Origin of the sequence: Streptomyces sp. NPDC002328, assembly GCF_042890065.1 — a bacterium.
Lineage (GTDB): Bacteria > Actinomycetota > Actinomycetes > Streptomycetales > Streptomycetaceae > Streptomyces.
Genome location: NZ_JBIARQ010000006.1, coordinates 85,991 through 103,853 on the forward strand (window position 1 = coordinate 85,991; position 17,863 = coordinate 103,853).

The 17,863-nt window shown below is 72.5% G+C and carries 15 protein-coding genes; all 15 read right to left on the minus strand.

What is annotated here, in order from left to right; translation table 11 throughout:
• Nucleotides 1-13: 13 nt before the first annotated feature.
• The 15 genes from ACFYX4_RS17745 to ACFYX4_RS17815 all read right to left on the minus strand — a co-directional run bounded on the left by ACFYX4_RS17745 (nt 14) and on the right by ACFYX4_RS17815 (nt 17,673).
• The gene (locus ACFYX4_RS17745; protein ID WP_389333293.1) at nt 14-1,234 is read right to left on the minus strand and encodes a cytochrome P450; all 1,221 of its coding nucleotides are present in this window, start codon (nt 1,232-1,234) and stop codon (nt 14-16) included.
• Nucleotides 1,235-1,309: 75 nt separating this feature from the next.
• Entirely contained in the window at nt 1,310-1,975 is a 666-nt protein-coding gene (locus ACFYX4_RS17750) for a response regulator (protein ID WP_389333295.1), read from the minus strand.
• Entirely contained in the window at nt 1,972-3,324 is a 1,353-nt protein-coding gene (locus ACFYX4_RS17755; protein ID WP_389333298.1) for a sensor histidine kinase, read from the minus strand. The genes ACFYX4_RS17750 and ACFYX4_RS17755 overlap by 4 nt, the downstream gene beginning before the upstream one ends.
• A gap of 194 nt (nt 3,325-3,518) precedes the next feature.
• Nucleotides 3,519-4,193 carry a response regulator gene (locus ACFYX4_RS17760; protein ID WP_389333301.1) on the minus strand — a complete coding sequence of 225 codons (675 nt, stop codon included), beginning with the start codon at nt 4,191-4,193 and terminating at the stop codon, nt 3,519-3,521.
• Nucleotides 4,190-5,785, minus strand: coding sequence for a sensor histidine kinase (locus ACFYX4_RS17765; protein WP_389333304.1), 1,596 nt, complete (start codon nt 5,783-5,785; stop codon nt 4,190-4,192). Before ACFYX4_RS17765 ends, ACFYX4_RS17760 begins: the two co-directional genes overlap by 4 nt.
• Nucleotides 5,786-5,795: 10 nt before the next feature.
• The gene (locus tag ACFYX4_RS17770) at nt 5,796-7,112 is read right to left on the minus strand and encodes an acyltransferase (RefSeq protein ID WP_389333307.1); all 1,317 of its coding nucleotides are present in this window, start codon (nt 7,110-7,112) and stop codon (nt 5,796-5,798) included.
• The gene (locus ACFYX4_RS17775) at nt 7,105-8,073 is read right to left on the minus strand and encodes an alpha/beta hydrolase (protein ID WP_389334184.1); all 969 of its coding nucleotides are present in this window, start codon (nt 8,071-8,073) and stop codon (nt 7,105-7,107) included. The genes ACFYX4_RS17770 and ACFYX4_RS17775 overlap by 8 nt, the downstream gene beginning before the upstream one ends.
• Nucleotides 8,074-8,416: 343 nt before the next feature.
• Nucleotides 8,417-9,310, minus strand: coding sequence for an alpha/beta hydrolase (locus ACFYX4_RS17780; protein ID WP_389333310.1), 894 nt, complete (start codon nt 9,308-9,310; stop codon nt 8,417-8,419).
• Between the two features lie 790 nt (nt 9,311-10,100).
• The gene (gene kynU, locus ACFYX4_RS17785) at nt 10,101-11,294 is read right to left on the minus strand and encodes a kynureninase (RefSeq protein ID WP_389334187.1); all 1,194 of its coding nucleotides are present in this window, start codon (nt 11,292-11,294) and stop codon (nt 10,101-10,103) included.
• Between the two features lie 7 nt (nt 11,295-11,301).
• Nucleotides 11,302-12,141 (minus strand): tryptophan 2,3-dioxygenase family protein, encoded by an 840-nt coding sequence (locus ACFYX4_RS17790; protein ID WP_389333313.1) that lies wholly within the window; start codon nt 12,139-12,141, stop codon nt 11,302-11,304.
• A gap of 168 nt (nt 12,142-12,309) precedes the next feature.
• Entirely contained in the window at nt 12,310-12,723 is a 414-nt protein-coding gene (locus ACFYX4_RS17795) for a DUF3151 domain-containing protein (RefSeq protein ID WP_389333316.1), read from the minus strand.
• A 201-nt stretch (nt 12,724-12,924) separates the two neighbouring features.
• Nucleotides 12,925-14,913 carry a YncE family protein gene (locus ACFYX4_RS17800; protein WP_389333319.1) on the minus strand — a complete coding sequence of 663 codons (1,989 nt, stop codon included), beginning with the start codon at nt 14,911-14,913 and terminating at the stop codon, nt 12,925-12,927.
• A gap of 228 nt (nt 14,914-15,141) precedes the next feature.
• The gene (gene fbaA / locus ACFYX4_RS17805; RefSeq protein WP_389333322.1) at nt 15,142-16,173 is read right to left on the minus strand and encodes a class II fructose-bisphosphate aldolase; all 1,032 of its coding nucleotides are present in this window, start codon (nt 16,171-16,173) and stop codon (nt 15,142-15,144) included.
• A gap of 133 nt (nt 16,174-16,306) precedes the next feature.
• Nucleotides 16,307-16,855, minus strand: a complete 549-nt coding sequence (gene pyrE, locus ACFYX4_RS17810) for an orotate phosphoribosyltransferase (protein ID WP_389333325.1) — start codon at nt 16,853-16,855, stop codon at nt 16,307-16,309.
• 23 nt (nt 16,856-16,878) lie between these two features.
• Nucleotides 16,879-17,673 (minus strand): aldose 1-epimerase, encoded by a 795-nt coding sequence (locus ACFYX4_RS17815; RefSeq protein ID WP_389333328.1) that lies wholly within the window; start codon nt 17,671-17,673, stop codon nt 16,879-16,881.
• Between the last annotated feature and the right edge of the window lie 190 nt (nt 17,674-17,863).

Genomic DNA, 17,863 nt, shown 5'->3' on the forward strand with positions numbered 1-17,863 from the left:
CGAGCGCGGGTGTTCAGCCCAGCTCCACGCTCAGCCCCTCCAGCCCCCGGATCACGAAGTTCGGCTTGCGGACCGGCTCCGCCGTCGGCCGCAGCGTCGGGGCCCTCTCCAGCAGCGCCCGCATCGACGCCGCCAGTTCGATCCGGGCCAGCGGGGCCCCGATGCAGTAGTGGATGCCGGCGCTGAAGGAGATGTGCGGGTTGTCCCCGCGGCCGAGGTCGAGCCTGTCCGGGGCGTCGAACACCTCGGGGTCGTGGTTGGCGGAGCCGAACAGCATCGCGATCTCCGCTCCCCTCGGGAGCACCGTGCCGTCGATCTCGATCTCGTCCAGCACCCACCGCTCGAACAGCTGGAGCGGGGTGTCGTAGCGCATCAGCTCCTCCACGGCGGACGGCACAAGGGAGTGGTCCGCGCGCAGGGCGGCCAGCTGCTCGGGGTTCCTGAACAGCGCCCACCAGCCGTTGACCGTGGCATTCACGGTCGCCTCGTGCCCGGCGTTCAGCAGCAGCACGGCCGTCGAGATCATCTCCTGCTCGGTGAGCCGGTCGCCCTCGTCGTGCGCCGCGATCAGCCCGGAGATCAGGTCGTCGCCGGGCTCCTCGCGGCGGGCGGCGATCAGCTCGCGCAGATAGGCGGAGAACTCGACCGAGGCCCGCACCGCCTTCGCCGCCGTCTCCTGCGAGGGGTTCAGCTCGTACATCCCGCAGATGTCCGCCGACCAGGGCCTCAGCGGCGCCCGGTCGCCCTCCGGGATGCCCAGCATCTCCGCGATCACGGCCACCGGCAGCGGCTCGGCCACGTCCGTCAGCAGATCGCCGCCGCCCGCCGCCACCAGCCCGTCCACCAGCTCACCGGCCAGCTTGCTCACATACGGCGTGAGCCGCTCCACGGTCCGCGGCGTGAACGCCTTCGACACCAGCCGCCGGATCCTCGTGTGGTCCGGCGGCTCCAGGTCGAGCATCCCGTGGTCGTTGAGCGTGTGGAAGGGCTCGTGCTCCACGGGCGGCGCCGTCCGCCCGAAGTCCTCGTGCGTGAACCGGTGCTGATACGCGCGCCCCAGCCGGCGGTCCCGCAGCAGCGCCGACACATCCGCGTGATGCGGCACCAGCCACTGGTCGGTCGGCTCGTAGTGGATCACCCGCCCCCGCCCCCGCAGCTCGGCGTAGGCCGGGTAGGGGTCGGCCACGAACGCCGGGTCCCAGGGGTCGAACACGAGATCGGAAACAGCTGCCATGCACGGACGCTAGCCCGCGGGACCCCCCGCTGACCAGGGGTCTCCCCTCCCGTCCGGCACTTTCGCCCCCACTCGCTATCCCGGTGTCACCAGACGCGCCTCATAGGCGAACACCGCTGCCTGGGTGCGGTCCCGCAGGCCCAGCTTCACCAGGATCCGGCTCACATGGGTCTTGATCGTGGACTCCGCCACCACCAGCCGCTCCGCTATCTCCGCGTTCGACAGCCCCTGGGCTATGAGGACCAGCACCTCCGTCTCCCGCTCGGTCAGGTCGCCGTAGGACGCCTGGGTGCCGCGCGGCAGCCGCGGGGTGTCTGCCAGCTTGGAGAACTCGGTGATCAGCCGTCTGGTGACCGAGGGCGCGAGGAGCGCCTCGCCGGCCGCCACCACCCTCACCCCGTCGGCGAGTTGACGGGCCGAGGCGTCCTTGAGGAGGAAGCCGGAGGCTCCCGCCCGCAGGGCCTGGTACACGTACTCGTCGAGGTCGAAGGTGGTCAGGACCAGCACCTTCGCCGTGCCGTCCGCGGCCACGATCTCCCGTGTCGCCTCTATGCCGTTCAGCTCGGGCATGCGGATGTCCATCAGCACCACGTCCGGGGCCAGCTCCCGGACCCGGTCCACCGCCTGACGGCCGTTGACGGCCTCGCCCACGACCTCGATGTCCGGCATCGCGTTCAGCAGGACGGAGAAGCCCTCGCGGACCATCATCTGGTCGTCCGCGATCAGTACCCGTATGGTCATGCTCCACCCTCGTCCGTGGCCGGCACCGGCAGGAACACCGTCACCTCGTAGCCGCCTTCCTCCGTCGCCTCAGCCGTCATCTCACCGTTGAGCATGGAGACCCGCTCCCGCATCCCCGTGATGCCGTGCCCCGCGCCGGGCGAGGGCTTCACCAGGGACGGCTGCGGCGGCGGGCCGTTGACTATGCGCAGGCCCAGACCGCCGAGGACATAGCCGATCTCGACGCGTGCGCCCGCCCCCGGCGCGTGCCGCAGGGTGTTGCTCAGGGCCTCCTGCACGATGCGGTACGCCGACAGCTCCACTCCCGGCGGCAGCTCCCGCGCCGCGCCCGTCACCACCTTGTCCACCTGGAGGCCGGCCTCCCGCACATTGGCGAGCAGCCCGTCCAGGTCGGCGAGCGTGGGCTGCGGGGCGTCGGGCGCCTCGTAGTCCTCGGCGCGGACGACGCCCAGCACCCGGCGCAGCTCCGTGAGGGCCGCCACCGCGTTCTCCCTGATGGTGGCGAAGGCCTTCTCCAGCTCCGGCGGCGGGTTCTCCACCCGGTAGGGCGCGGCCTCCGCCTGGATGGCGACGACCGACATGTGGTGGGCGACCACGTCGTGCAGCTCGCGGGCGATGGTGGTGCGCTCCTCCAGGAGCGTGCGCCGGGAACGCTCGTGCTCGGTCACGGTCTGCTGGGCGGTCACCTCCCGCTCCGCCTGCCGGCGTATCTGCCAGAGGGAGACGCCCAGCAGCGCGAACGCGGAGAGGACCAGCATGGACCCGACGTCGGTGGCGTAGTGGTCGTAGCCGAAGCCGGTCTCGGCGACGAAGCCGTAGGCCGCCGTCATCAGCCACATCCACGCCGCCGTGCGCGGCCGGGTGCGCACGGCCACGATCACCATCACCATCAGGTGGGATATGAAACTGCCCGGCAGCCAAGGCCAACTGCCGTACGTCGTGCCGATGGCGGCGACGAGTGTGGTCGACACCAGAGACAGCCAGAACGCGCCGGCCGGCCGGACCAGCGTCAGCAGCACCGGGACCAGGACGAACGCCGCGCACACCAGGCTCGTCACGCCGTCGTTCTCGTCCACCCCGGCGACCAGCGCCGCCAGCGCGGCGACGGCCACCACCACCGCGTGCCACCGCCAGGCGGCGCGCTCCCGCCCGCGGCCGGTCAGCCGGCGGGTGAAGAAGCCGTCGGGCTCCCTGGGGGGCATCGGGCGGTAGGCGAAGGCGTCGTGGAACAGGTCCTGCCGCAGCCCGCGCAGGGCGTCCATGGCCGCGCGGAACTCCGGGCTGCGCGGCTGATGGGCGCCGGGCCGGCGGTCCGGGGGCGTCATGGGCGTCTGCGTCTTCTCGGTCACGTACAAAACGGTAGGCGGGAGCGGGGGTCGCGGTCGTCACCAGTGAGGGGGGTTCTCCGGGATCCCTCTCAAGTACTACGGGTGGTGGGAGGGGTCCTCGCAGGTCGGCGGCGGTGGGGCCGAGGCGGGGCGGGGCCGGGCCGGGGATCGGGCCGGGGATCGGGCCGGGAGGTCGGGCCGGGGGCCGGGCGGGGTCAGTATCCGGAGGGGCGGACGAGCCCCGACTCGTAGGCGAACACCGCGGCCTGGGTGCGGTCGCGCAGGCCGAGTTTCAGCAGGATGCGGCCCACGTGCGTCTTCACCGTCTGCTCGGCGACACAGAGGTGGGCGGCGATCTCCGCGTTGGACAGGCCCTGCGCGATGAGGCTGAGGACCTCCGTCTCCCGTTCGGTGAGGGCCCCGACGCGCTCCTTCAGCGGGGCGCGGGGGGAGTCGTTCAGCCGGGAGAACTCGGCGATCAGCTTGCGGGTGACGCCGGGCGCCAGCAGGGCGTCACCGGCCGCCACGATGCGGATCGCCTCCGCGAGCTGGTCGGCGGAGGCGTCCTTCAGCAGGAACCCGGACGCGCCGGCGCGCAGCGCGTCGTACACGTACTCGTCGAGGTCGAAGGTGGTGAGCACCAGCACCTTGATCTCGGGGGTCGTGAGAGTGATGCGTTCGGTGGCCTCGATCCCGTTGTGGTCCGGCATGCGGATGTCCATCAGGACGACGTCCGGGGACAGCTCGGCGACCTTGGCGACGGCGTCCTGGCCGTGGATCGCCTGCCCGACGACCTCGATGCCGGGCTGGGCGTTGAGCAGCACGGTGAAGCCCTGCCGGACCATCTCCTGGTCGTCGGCGATCAGTACGCGGATGGTGCCGCTCGTCATGGGGTGTCGTCTCCTGTCGGGGTGGGCGGCCCGGACGACGGTCTCGCCGGCGGCGCCGGGAGTTCGACCCGGAACCCGGGCGTCGTCGGGTGCGGGTCGGGAAAGCGCAGTTCGAGATCGCCGGACGGCTCGACGGTGTCCGCGGGCGGGGGCGCGGTGCCGTCCTTCGGGAGGAAGGCCGAGACCATGAACCCGCCGTGCAGCGTCGGGTGCGCGGTGACATGGCCGCCGAGCATCGCGGCCCGCTCCCGCATGCCGAGCAGACCGTGCCCGGCGCCGGGGGAAGGCCGTACCGGGCCGCTCGGACGGGAGTTGACGACCTCCAGGTGCAGACCGCGCGCATCGTGGTTGATCCGTACGTGCACGGTCGACCCGGGCGCGTGCCGCAGGGCGTTGCTGAGCGCCTCCTGCACCATCCGGTACGCCGACAGCTGCACGCCCGGCGGATACGGCGGCGCCTCGCCCTCCGTCTCCGCGACCACCCGCAGCCCGGCGGCCCGGGTGTTGTCCAGCAGGGCGTCGAGACGGTCCAGCGTGGGCTGCGGGGTGTCCGGGGCGGAGCCGGTGCCGGCCGCGCCGAGGCCGTAGGGGTCCTCGGGGTTCTCCGAGCGCAGCACGCCGAGGACCCGGCGCAGTTCGGCGAGCGCCTCGAGCGCGTTGTGCCGGATGCCGGCGAGGTTCTCCTTGAGCTCGTCGGACGGGTTCTCCACGAGGTGGGGGGCCACCTGCGCCTGGATGGAGATCACCGACATGTGGTGGGCGACGACGTCGTGCAGCTCGCGGGCGATGCGGTTGCGCTCCTCCAGCAGGGTGCGGCGGGCGCGTTCCTCGGCGGTGATGGTCTCCTGCTCGACGAGTTGGCTGCGGGCCTCGCCGAGACCCCGGAACGCGCTGCCGACGAGGACGACCGCCGCGAAGATCGCGACGGCGACCATGCCCGTCGAGGTGTAGGTGGCCCCCCCGATCAGGCCCTGCACCACCCAGGTCGTCACCCCCGTGGCGACCAGCATCGCGAAGGAGAGGCGTGTGCGCACCCGGAGCGCCAGGAGCAGGAACACCAGTGCGTGGGCCAGGACTTCGGGAGTGGTCCAGGGCCACGCGGGCCCGGGGAGCGGGTGGCCCTGGAGGGTCGGCCGGGCGGCCACCGCCGCCACGACGGTGCCGGCCAGGGACAGCGCCCAGGCCGGGACCGGACGCCACAGCGCGAGGACGACGGCCGCGCCCTGCGCGAACCCGGCCACCACCTCCAGCTCCTTGCCCAGACCGTAGCGGCCCAACTGCTCGGTGCCGGCCAGGGCGATGCCCAGGGCGATCCAGCACCACACCACGTATCCCGGCAGACGCAGCCAGCGGGGGGTGCGCCAGCGCGGTGGGGTGGTGCGGGAGCGGGGGCGGGTGCGGGAGCGAGTTGCGCGGAGTGCGGTGCGGAGGCGGCGAGGGAGGGTCCTGCGGGGGACGGTGGGGGTGGGAGTGCGGGTGGGGAGGGTTACGCGGGCGGCGTGGGTGTGGTCGGGGTGGGTGTGGTCGGCGTCGTCGGTGTGGGCGTCTCGATCGGCGCGGTTGGTCGATTTGGTGGTTTCCTCGCCGGTCACGGGCTCAACCCTAGGCATTCCGGGCCGCCTTCGCTCGTGTCGTCTCCGTGCCGTACTGGACCCGGACCACCCGGGACCCGCGGCCTCCGGCCCGGCCGGTCTTCTTCTCGAAGCCGTGGAACGCCGCGCAGCAGACGGTGAGGCCGAGGGCGAAGACCGGCAGCCAGAGGAGGCGGACCGCAATCCAGCCGGGGGCGTCGGGGGCCGTGTGCAGACCGGGGAGGGGGCCCGCCAGGAGGGCGGTCGCGGTGGTCGCCATGAGGGCCGTCTGGTGCCAGAGGAAGAGCGTCATCGCGGAGAGGTTCACCAGGGCCACGGCCGCCCAGGCCAGGGGCCTTTCCATCGCCCGGCGCAGGGGGGCGCGCAGCAGGAGGGCCAGGCCGCACTGGGCGAGGCCGAAGGTGACGGCGGCCAGTGTGGGCGGGTTGAGGTTGGACACCGCCGCGCCGGGGACGCCCACCATCGACGCCGGGTAGCCCGCCCATCCGACGAGCACCGCCGTCGTGGCCGCGCCGCCGATGAGCAAGGCCCAGCCGGCGCGCGGGCGTTCCAGCTCGCCGCGCGTCCAGGCGGCGCCCAGGGTGTACGGCACCAGCCAGCCGGCCGCCACGTTCACCCAGCCGAGCCAGGCGGGGCCGCCGAGGCCGAAGCGTACGAGGTCCACATGGAGGACGACGGCCAGCGGCCACAGCGCGTTCAGCCGGGAGAGGATCGGCGTCGCCGCGGTCAGGACGGCGAAGACCAGCAGGAACCAGAGGGGGGACAGGGCCAGCTTCAGCACCGTGTGGACGGTGAGGGGGGATGCGCCGCCCAGGGCGAGGGCGAGGGCTGTCGCCGTCCACAGTGCGAGCAGGGCTGCGACCGGGGTGAAGAGGCGGGAGAGGCGGTTGCTCAGCCATCTGCCGTAGCTTTCGCCTCGGGCGCGGGAGGTGGTGGCGCTCTTTGTCGCGACGTGGCCGCCGACCATGAAGAAGACGGCGAGGGTCTGGAACGTCCAGGAGACGGGGGCCAGCCAGGGCATGGATGCGAGGGGGCTCGCTGCGCGGACCGTTCCGTCGGGGTGGGCGACGAGGGCGGTCACGAGCCAGTGGCCCAGGATCACGCCGAGGATGGCGATGGCTCGTAGGGCGTCTGTGGCTCGGTCTCTTTCGGGTGGGGTGGTGGTGTGGAGGTGGGTGGCTGCGCGGTGGAGGGGGGAGCGGGGGGTGGGGGTGAGTGCAAGTTCGGGTGCGGGTGGCCCCTGTGGGGGCTCGGCGCCGTCGGCGGCTGCCGGTACGGGGGCGGCTGCCCGTGCAGGATTAGGGGTTGGGTGGTGGGGGTTAGTCATGGGGCACCTCCCCTTCTTGGTTCAGGGTGATTCGGGTGATGTTTGTCAGGGATTGGGAGTGGGGCTTGAAGTAGTCGCTGTGGCCTCCTGGGCCCGCTGGGAAGACGTGGGCGCCGAAGGTCGGGGACATCGGGTCGGTGCCGAAGCCCAGCGTTGTGCCGAACAGGTCGATCTCCGTGTGCGGGACCTCCGCCACCCAGTCGTCGGCACCCCGTGCCGCCCAGACCCGCGCGCGGGTGCCCAAGTCCTCGGCCGAGTCCGCTCCCGTCCCCGGGCTGCCGAGCAGGACCAGGTCCTCCACGTCCAGGCCGGCTGCCGCTCGGCCGCACACGACCGAGCCGTACGAGTGGCAGAGGAGAGTGACGTGAGCGGCCGGGCCCGTGATGGTGCGCAGGTCGGCGACGAACTCCCGTAGTACCGGGGCCGCTTCTTCCGCCCTCTCCGTCGTGGCCGCCGTGGTGCTGACCGTGCGGGGCGTGGTGTAGCCGAGCCAGGCGATCACCGCAGTGCGTCTTTCGGCGGGGGCGTTCCGCGTGAGGCTGCGGTGCAGGGCGTCCGCTGCTCTGTGGAAGCGGCCGTAGGTGTCCAGGGAGGTGTCCGAGCCCGGTATCAGGATCGCCACCGTGTCCGCTGCCACGAGGTCCCCGAAGACCTCTGTCGCGCGGCCGGCGCCTCGGCCGTCGAAGGCCAGGAGGCTGCGGGACGGGTCGGCCAGCGCGTGGTCCGCCGCGGCGCGGCGGCGGTCTCCGTGCGCCTCTGCCATCCGTGACGCCAGCTCCGCGTTGGCCCGGTTGGCTGCGTACGCCTTCGTCAGCGTCCCGGCCGTCACCGGGGCGAGGTCGGCCGGTGGTGGGGCGGGGATGCGTGGGCGGGCCGCGGCCGAGAGGGGGACCGCCACGGCGGCCGTGATGAGCACGGCGAGCAGGGCGCGGACGCAGCGCCGGGTGCGGGCGCTTCGCAGGGGGTGGGGACGGGCTCGGGTTTCGGGGTGGGTGGGTTTCGTGCGCGGCGTCTTGCCGGGTGCCGAGTCCCCCGGTTCTGTGCCGGGTGCCGTGTCGTGTCCTGCGTGCGCCTTCACTGCCCTGCCCCTCCCGTCCCGTCCGCCCGGGCATCGGGCGTCACAGGATGGGAAGTTACGGAGCGGTGGTCGTCGTTCGCGTCCCGCCGCAGAACTCTTCTGCGGCGTAGCTCTCAGGTACTACGGGTATGACCGGGGTCGGTTTTACGCCTCTCGCCTCTCGCTTCTCGCCTCGCGCCTCGCGCTTCTCGCCTCTCGCCGCTCGTCCCTCGTCCCTCGTCCCTCGTCACCACGCCAGTTGGGCGATCTCCTCCGCCACCACCGCGCACGCGTCCGCCAGCGGGTCGATCAGGGGGAAGTGGCCCACGTCCTCCAGCAGGGTCAGTCCCACCATCTCCCCCGCCTTCGCCGCCGCGTCCGCGTACGCCTCGGCGACCGCCTGCGGGACGACCAGGTCCGTGCGGCCCTGGACGAGGGTCGTCGCGATGCCGGTCGGGAGCAGGAGCGAGGGGTCGGCGTACGGCCGCCGCTCCGTGAAGTGCTCTTCTCCGCCGAGGAGTTGGAGGGACGCATTTCCGCAGACGTCCAGCTTCTCGGCGACCTCGAAGTCCGCGATCGGGGCGAGCGCGACCACGCCTCGCAGCGGGGCGGGGCCGGCGATGCGCCAGGGGGCGTCGGCGGGCAGCACATGCCGGGCCGCCGCCCACAGGGCGAGGTGGCCGCCGGCCGAGTGCCCCGTGAGGACCGTGCGGCGCTGGTCGGCCTGCGGGACCGCCTGGCGAGCGAGGGCGGGGAGGGCGTCCAGGGCGGCGGCGATGTCGTCGAAGGTGTCGGGCCAGCGGCCGGCGATCGGGGGTGACGGGGCCTGGGCGGTGTCCGGTGACGGGGTCTGTCCTCGGCGGTATTCCACGTTGGCCACGGCGAAGCCGCGCCGGGCCAGGTGGTCCGCGAAGGGGGTGATGTGCCGTCGGTCGTACGGGGCCCGCCATGCGCCGCCGTGGAGGACGACCACCAGCGGGGCCGAGCCGGCCTCGGCTGTCTCGCCTCGCGGTGTGTAGAAGTCGATCACCTGGTCGGGGTGGTCGCCGTAGGAGGCGGTGGCGTCGGGGTCGACCGCCGGGTGCGAGAAGGCCGACTCCTCCTCGGCGGCGGCCCGGGCTGCGACGACGTCGTCCGGCATGCTCCAACCTCTCAGCAACAAAACGTATTTGACGGAACGGATGTGGCGGACCAGGTGGGGATTCGGCCGTTGGCGGGGACGGTATCAGGCCCGTGACGTGCGCGGACACGGGGTTGTCACGCTCGGTGAGGGGTGAACGGTTCTGCTGATTCTTGGGCTGACGGGGTGGCTGGGGGTTGGCCTGTCCGTGTGTACCAAGGAGGTTGTTATGTCCGGCGGGTTCGGCACGGTGCGTTCTGGTGGGTGTACGGGGGGTGTCTGTGCGGTGGGGTTGGGGGCGGTGGGTTTTTGCGGGCGTGGGGGTTGGCTGGCCGTGGGGGTCGGTGGCCCTGCGGGTGGGTGGCCGTGGGGCGGGGTCGCTCGCCGCGCTCGCGGGGTGCCGCTGCGCCCACCCGTGCCGCCCCAGCGGCACGACTGCCCGCAGCGACGGCGGGTGGACGCCCGCCCGCAGCGGCGGCAGGTGGACGCCCGCCCGCAGCGGCGATGGGTGGAGGGCGAGCGGGGCGGCGCGACCGTCCGCCGCTGGAGGCGGGGGGCCATCCGCCGCTGGAGGCGGGGGGCCATCCGCCGCTGGAGAAGGGGGGCCGTCCGCAGGCGGCGGGGGTTGAGCCGGCACCCCCAGCAGCACCACCGCCCCAGCTGAGACGGTTGGGTGGCCGTGGGGGTGGGGCCGCTCGCCGCGCGGGCGGGTGCCGCTGCGCCCACCCGTGCCGTTCCAGCGGCACGACTGCCCGCAGCGGCGGTGGGTGGAGCACGCACCGCGTCGCGAACGCAGGGGAGCGCCGCCCTGTCAGCTCAGCAGTTCCCCCAGCACCCGTGCCGCTCGTTCCGCGTCCGTGTATGTGACGTACAGCGGGGTGAAGCCGAAGCGGAGGGTGTCGGGGTGGCGGAAGTCGCCTGTCACGCCCTGGGCGATGAGGCGGTTCATGACCGTCTCGGCGTCTTCGCAGCGCAGGGACACCTGGCTGCCTCGTTCCTCGTGGCGGAGCGGGGTCAGGGACTCCACTCGGCCCTCGGGGACGTACTCCGCCACGCATTCCAGGAAGAAGTCCGTCAGCGCCAGCGACTTGGTCCTGACCATGTCGATCGTGACGCCCTCCCACACCTCCAGGGCCGACTCCAGGGCCAGCATCGAGAGGATGTCGGGGGTGCCGACGCGCCCGCGCAGGGCGCCCGGGGCCGGTTCGTAGGCCGGGCGCATGCCGAACGGCTCGGCGTGCGAGTTCCAGCCGGGGAGCGGGGAGTCGAAGCGGTCCTGGAGGTCCCGCCGGACGTACAGGTACGCCGGTGAACCCGGGCCGCCGTTCAGGTACTTGTAGGTGCAGCCGACCGCGAGGTCCACCCCGTGCTCGTCGAGGCCCACCGGCAGCGCGCCCGCGCTGTGGCACAGGTCCCAGACGGCGATCGCGCCCGCCGCGTGCACGGCGGCGGTGAGCGACGGCAGGTCGTGCAGCCGCCCGGTGCGGTAGTCGACGTGGTTCAGCAGCACCGCCGTCGTCCGGTCCGACAGGGCCGCCGGGACCTCGGCCGGGGTGACGGGGCGCAGTCGGCAGCCGGTCATCCGGGCCGCCGACTCGGCTATGTAGCCGTCCGTGGGGAACGTCGTCGCGTCGACGAGGATCTCGTCCCGTTCCGCGCTCGCGCCGGCGCTCATGCGTACCGCAGCCACAAGTGCCTTGAAGACGTTGACACTTGTCGAGTCGCCCACGACGATCTGGCCGGGCGCCGCGCCCACCAGCGGGGCGATGCGGTCGCCGATCCGCTCCGGCGCCGTCCACCAGCCGCTCTCTCCCCAGGAGCGGATGCGCAGTTCGCCCCACTCGCGGCGGACGACGTCGTCCAGCCGCCCGGGGACGGACGCGGGCAGCGCGCCCAGCGAGTTGCCGTCGAGGTACACGTCCCCGTCGAGCAGGAACTCCGCCCGCTTGTGGGCCAGTTCGTCTTCGGCGTCCAACTTCCTCGCTCTGGAGGCGAGTTCGGACATGGCGAGCTCAGACATGGGACCTCGCCGTCCACAGCTCCGGGAAGACGTTCTTCCGTGCGCGCTTCTCCAGCCAGGCCACGCCGGCCGAACCGCCCGTGCCGGCCTTCGCGCCCATCGCGCGGCGGGTGGCGACGAGGTGGTCGTTGCGCCAGCGCCACACCAGTTCGGCGACGTCGGTCAACGCCTCGCCGAGACGGGCGAGTTCGTCGCTCTCGTCGCCCGAGTACAGGGCGGTCCACACCGCCTCGACCTCCGGCGACGGCTCGTACCGCCGTGAGACGTCACGTGTCGCGACGGCCTCCGGAATCGCGTGCCCGCGCCGCGCGAGGAGCCGCAGCACCTCGTCGTAGAGGCTGGGCTCGTGCAGGGCCTTCTCCAGCTCGTCGTGGACGCGGGGCGCGCCGCGGTGCGGGACCAGCATGGACGCGGACTTCTCGCCGAGCAGGAACTCCATCCGCCGGTACATCGCCGACTGGAAGCCGGAGCCCTCGCCGAGGGCGGAGCGGTACGCGTTGAACTGGGCCGGGGTGAGCTGCCCGAGCGGCTTCCAGGACGCGTTCAGCGCCTCCAGCTCCCGTACGGAGCGCTTCAGGGCGGCGACCGCCGTCGGGACGTCGTCGGAGCGCAGGGCGTGCGACGCCGTCTCCCACTCGTGGACGATCACCGTGAACCACAGCTCCATCACCTGGGTCGTGACCAGGAAGACCATCTCTCCGGGATCGTCGGAGAGGGTGTGCTGGAGGTGGGTGAGCACGTCCGCCTTGACGTAGTCCTCGTACGGCGTCGTGCCTGCGAAGTCGAGATGCGGGGTCTCGGGCTCGAAAGCCTCTTGAGCCTCCTGGGACATCGCTGTCTCCTGTTGTGTACTCCGGGTAGCGGTCCGCCCCTGCCGTTGTCGACACGGTGGCCCCGGTCCCCACGGGCATCCTCCGCAATCGTCACCCGAAAACGCAAGGCCCGCCTGATCACACCAGGCGGGCCCGGGGGCTCTCGACGTCTCGTCCGTCCGCGAGGGCTAACCCAGCGTCTGGGCCGCCGCCGGCGAGGAGTCCTTCAGGAACTGCGTGCAGCGCTCGTACTCCTCCTGCTCGCCGATCGCTCCCGCGGCGCGGGCGAGGGCGTGCAGGGCGCGCAGGAAGCCGCGGTTGGGTTCGTGCTCCCAGGGGACCGGGCCGTGGCCCTTCCAGCCGTTGCGGCGCAGGCTGTCCAGGCCGCGGTGGTAGCCCGTACGGGCGTACGCGTACGACTCGACGACGCTGCCCCGCTCGAACGCGTCGTCCGCGAGCTGGGCCCAGGCCAGGGAGGACGTGGGGTACTGGGCGGCGACGTCGGCCGGGGGCGTGCCGTTCGCGAGGAGCTCGCGCGGGCCGGGGTCGTCGGGGAGGTGGGTCGGGGGCGGGCCCCCGAGGAGGTTCTCGTGAATGGACATGGCTTCCAGTCTGTCACCGCCCCCACCCCGCAGAGCCGCCCGGCACCCCACGACCGATCGAGCCCGGTGCCCCGAGAGGGACACCGGGCTCGACAGGACAGCGCTCGCGGGGTTCAGCCGGGCAGTCGGACCGCCCCGCTCGGCCCGTTCACCTCGCGCGGCCCGTTCACCCGGCGCCCCCGTTCACCTCGCGCGCCTCGCTCAGCGCGTGAAGTTGAAGTACTTCCACGGGCCGTACACCGTGGCGTTCACGTTGTCGCCGTTGTAGCCGTCGATGTACGCCGAGCGGACGCGGAAGCGGTAGCCGGCCGCGCCGTCGCCGTCGAGGGTGACGAGCGACTTGCCGTCGCTGCCCAGCGGGAAGTACTCGGGGTCGCCGCCCGAGTACCAGGCGCCCTGGACGAAGACCTGGAAGTCCAGGCGGGTGTGCCGGCCCGGGTAGGCGTTGTGCCAGGTGGTGATGAGCGGGTCGGCCGTCTGGCGGTAGGTCTGGTACCAGGTGTTGCCGAACTTCGTCCACTTGTAGTGGCGCGAGAGCGAGGTCGACACGCCCGCGCGCGTGCGCACGCCGGACGTGGCCTGGGCCCAGCCGTAGCGGGCGTCGCCGGCGAAGACCGCGGTGACCGTGGTGTCACGGCTCATCCACATCGACGCCGTCAGCTTGCCCTTGGCGTTGACGGCACCGCGCTTGAGCAGCCGCTTCGGCTCCGGGCCCCACGGGTCGGCCCAGATCTCCACGACACGGTTCTTGTAGGTCGGGCCGAGGGTGGCCGTGTACGTCACCGTCGTGGCGTAGTTGACCGTGAGGCCGTTGCGGTCCAGGGTCAGCGCGGTCTTGGCGTGGGCGACCTTGACCAGCGCGGTCCCGGAGGCGGCCGAGTGCTGGGCGTCCCCGGCGTACGCCACCTTGTAGGTGACGTTCCCGGAGGCCGTCGGGGTGTCCGTGAACGAGAACGCCCCGTTCGCGCCGAGCTTCTTCACGCCGAGCGCCTTGCCCTGCGGGGCCTCGACGTCGAACCGGGTCACGGTGAGCGGCGTGCCGGCGGGCAGCGCCAGCGTCGCGGCGACCGTGCCGGAGACGGTGAGCGGCTTGGCGCGCTGGGCCGTCGCCGGCGCCTTGACGGTGACCGTCGGCGCGGACTTGGTCGGCTCGTCCAGGACCTGGAGACGCGGATTGGTGTCGGAGTTGTTGGTCACCGCGAAGAGCCGGCCGCCGCCGGGCTCCCAGGCCAGACCGCCGTCGACGAGTGAGTCCCCGCCGCTGCTGCTGCTGGTGTTCGGGAAGTCGTACGTGCGCACGGACTTCGTCTCGCCGGGCCGGTAGACGAAGACGTCGTCCCGGTACACCGAGCCGGAGCCCACCGCGACGGTGCCGTCGGTGGCGACGGCCACGGCCGCGCCGCTGTGATCGCTCGGGTAGGTGCCCACCTCGGCGAGGTCCGAGGTCTGAAAGACGTGGTGCACGTTGCCGGCGTTCGCCGTGATGAGGCGGTTGCCGTCCGGCGTGTAGGCGAGATCGTTGGTGATGCCGGACCAGGCGGTGGTGTTGAGCGCGGTGCGGGCCGCGGCGCCCGTCGTCACGTCGTACGTCGCTACGGCGAACCGGTGGTAGGAGGAGCTGGCGGCCGCGATGACGTTCGGGTTCGCGGGCGAGGAGACCAGGCGCGGGGCGCCCGAGTACTCGGTGTCGGCGTCCTGGTCCAGGGCGACCACCGGCTCGGCGCCGGTCACGTCGACCGAGCCGATCGCGCCGTCGTAGTCGCCGCCGTAGCCGAACCAGACCTTGCCGCCGGCGAGGGCGACGTAGCGCGGGTCGGTGCCCTCGCCGGTCGCGTACCGGGCCTGCTCGGTGACCGCCGCGGTGTCCAGGGCCACGACCGCGTCGGCACCCGGGACGGCGGCGTACAGGCGGCCCGAGTCGGCGGAGAGCGCGAGGCCGGTGACACCGGGCAGGCCGGTGACGGAGCCCAGCACCCTGCCCTCGTAGTCGGTGGCGACGACCTTGCCGAGGTACGGGTCGCTGACGAAGATCTTCTTGTGGACGCCGTCCACCACGACGTCGCCCGTGGACCTCAGCGGCAGGACCTTGCTGCTGTCCGCCGTCGCCGAGCCCGCGGTGCCCACGACCAGTGCCGCGGAGCTGAAGAGGACCGCGAGCGCCGTCGCGGCCGAGAGAGTGCGCTTACGCACGATGAAGAGACCCCCCATTGGTCCTTCGCGCCCCAGACGGGGACGCGGATACCGCCGCCCCGGACCGGGGCGCGGTGATCCGCAGCGTAGAGCATGCCCCTGACATCCCGCTCCCCGGTATTGCGTCAGGGACGGCTCACGGACGGCGGCTTCCGGACACACGAGGGCCCGACGCCGTGCGGGAGCACGGGCGCCGGGCCCTCGATGAGCCGCTGCGGGGGAGAGCGCTTACTTGATCTTCGTCCCCGCCGAGCGCAGGTTCTGCGTCGCCTCGACGACGCGCGCCGCCATGCTCGCCTCGGCCAGCTTGCCCCAGGTCCGCGGGTCGTAGGTCTTCTTGTCGCCGACCTCGCCGTCGACCTTCAGGACGCCGTCGTAGTTCTTGAACATGTGGGCCGCGACGGGACGCGTGAAGGCGTACTGCGTGTCCGTGTCGATGTTCATCTTGACGACGCCGTTCTCCAGCGCGGTCGCGATCTCCTCCGCCGTGGAGCCGGAGCCGCCGTGGAAGACGAAGTCGAACGGCTGCGAGCCGGCCGGCCGGCCGAACTTGGCGGCGACGCCCTCGTTCAGCTCCTTCAGCAGGTCGGGGCGGAGGACGACGTTGCCCGGCTTGTACACGCCGTGGACGTTGCCGAAGGACGCGGCCAGCAGGTAGCGGCCCTTCTCGCCCAGGCCGAGCGCCTCGGCGGTGCGGATCGCGTCCTCGGCCGTCGTGTACAGGGAGTCGTTGATCTCGTGCGAGACGCCGTCCTCCTCGCCGCCGGTCGGCGTGATCTCCACCTCGAGGATGATCTTCGCGGCGCGGGCCTTCTCCAGCAGCTCCTGCGCGATGGTCAGGTTGTCGGAGAGGGTCTCGGCGGAGCCGTCCCACATGTGCGACTGGAACAGCGGGCCGAGACCCGCCTCGACGCGCTTCTGGGAGATCGCGAGCAGCGGCCGTACGTACCCGTCGAGCTTGTCCTTCGGGCAGTGGTCGGTGTGCAGGGCCACCGTGACCGGGTACTTCTCGGCGACGATGTGCGCGAACTCCGCGAGCGCGACCGCGCCCGTCACCATGTCCTTGCTGTACTGGCCGCCCAGGAACTCGGCGCCACCCGTGGAGATCTGGATGATGCCGTCGCTCTCCGCCTCCGCGAAGCCGCGCAGTGCCGCGTGCAGGGTCTGGGTCGAGGTGACGTTGATGGCCGGGTAGGCGAACTTGCCTGCCTTCGCCCGGTCGAGCATCTCGTTGTAGACCTCGGGGGTTGCGATGGGCATTCGTCCGCTCCTTGGGTGTGCGGGTTGGCGTTCTGCGTTCTTACGGCCCTGACCTAGACCTGGGGTGCGACGTCATCGTCGTCCCCATCTTTCCAGACATGGCCCGATGCTCCAGCGGGTGTCCGCCCGCCGGTCAGTCCAGGCCCAGCTCGTCCTTGGCGTACGCGTACAGGTAGGGCACGCCCGCGCCCTCCTGGATCTTCTCTGCGGCGCCGGTCGCCCGGTCCACGATCGTCGCGACGCCCACGACCTCGGCGCCCGCCTCGCGCACGGCCTCGACGGCGGTGAGCGGCGAGCCGCCGGTGGTGGAGGTGTCCTCGACGACCAGCACCCGGCGGCCCTTGATCTCCGGGCCCTCGACGCGCCGCTGGAGTCCGTGCGCCTTGGCCGCCTTGCGCACCACGAAGGCGTCCAGCCTGCGGCCGCGCGCGGCGGCGGCGTGCAGCATCGCGGCGGCGACCGGGTCGGCGCCCATGGTCAGGCCGCCGACGGCGTCGAAGTCCAGCTCCGCCGTCAGGTCCAGCAGGACCTGCCCGACGAGCGGCGCGGCCTCCCCGTCGAGGGTGATCCGGCGCAGGTCGACGTAGTAGTCGGCCTCCAGACCCGACGACAGGGTCACCTTGCCGTGCACCACGGCCTTGTCCTTGATCTGTCGCAGCAGCGCGCCACGTGTGTCCGTCATGCCGAACAGCTTAGAGGCGCTGCTCAGAGGCGGGTCCAGCGCCAGGTCGTGCTGGTCTCCAGCGGGTCCAGGGGCGTGACCAGCCGCGGGTGGGAGTTCAGCCCGTCCGGCGGGCCGGTCTGCGGTTCCACGCACACGGCCGCCTCCTGCTCGTCGTAGACGACGACCCACCGCTCGGGGCTGGTCACCTCCAGCCGGAGCCGCCCCGGCCACGTGAGGGTCACGTCCACGCCGCCGGGCATGCCGAAGCAGTCGTCCCAGGGGCCCGGCTTCGGCTCGACGCGCTCGCCGGTGGGGAGGTGGTCGTCGCCGCGCTGCTCCTGCCAGGCCGGGTCGAAAGCCAGCTGCACCGACGGTCCGTCGTCGCTGAGGTGGCGGTTGAACCAGGGGTGCCAGCCGATCTGCGCGGGGAAGGACGAGCCGTACGTCTCCACCGCCATGGACAGCGTCAGCGCCTCCTCGGTCAGCGCGACGATCTGCGTGACCCGGCCGGGGTAGGGCCAGGGCTCCACCAGGTCGTACGTCAGGACCGCCTCGTCGGCCGAGCTGCGGGCCACCCGCCAGGCGCCGTCGCGGACGGTGCCGTGGATGGCGTGCGGCGGGGAGTTCAGCGGCATCTGGTGGACGTGCGCGCCGTCCCGGAACCGGCCGTCCCGGATCCGCCCGCACCAGGGCACCATCGGGAAGCAGCCGAACCGCTCGCCCTGCCGCAGCAGTTCCACGCCGCCGACGCGCAGTCCTGTGACCCGTCCGCCGTTACCGGGCCGCACGGTCGCCTCCGCGTCGCCCGCGGTCAGCGTGATCTCTTCGTCGCTCACGCCACGACCCTACCGAGGCGATCAAGAACCCGCCGCCGAAAGAACCACCACCGTGGACAGGCCTTGGCGTGTTCCCGACGTGGTCATCCACCGGCGGCGACTTCGGCACAGGGCTGCCCGACGCGACGGGTCCACCGGGGTCGACCGCAGCGCGGGTACGCCCGACGCGACGGTTCACGGACATCGACCG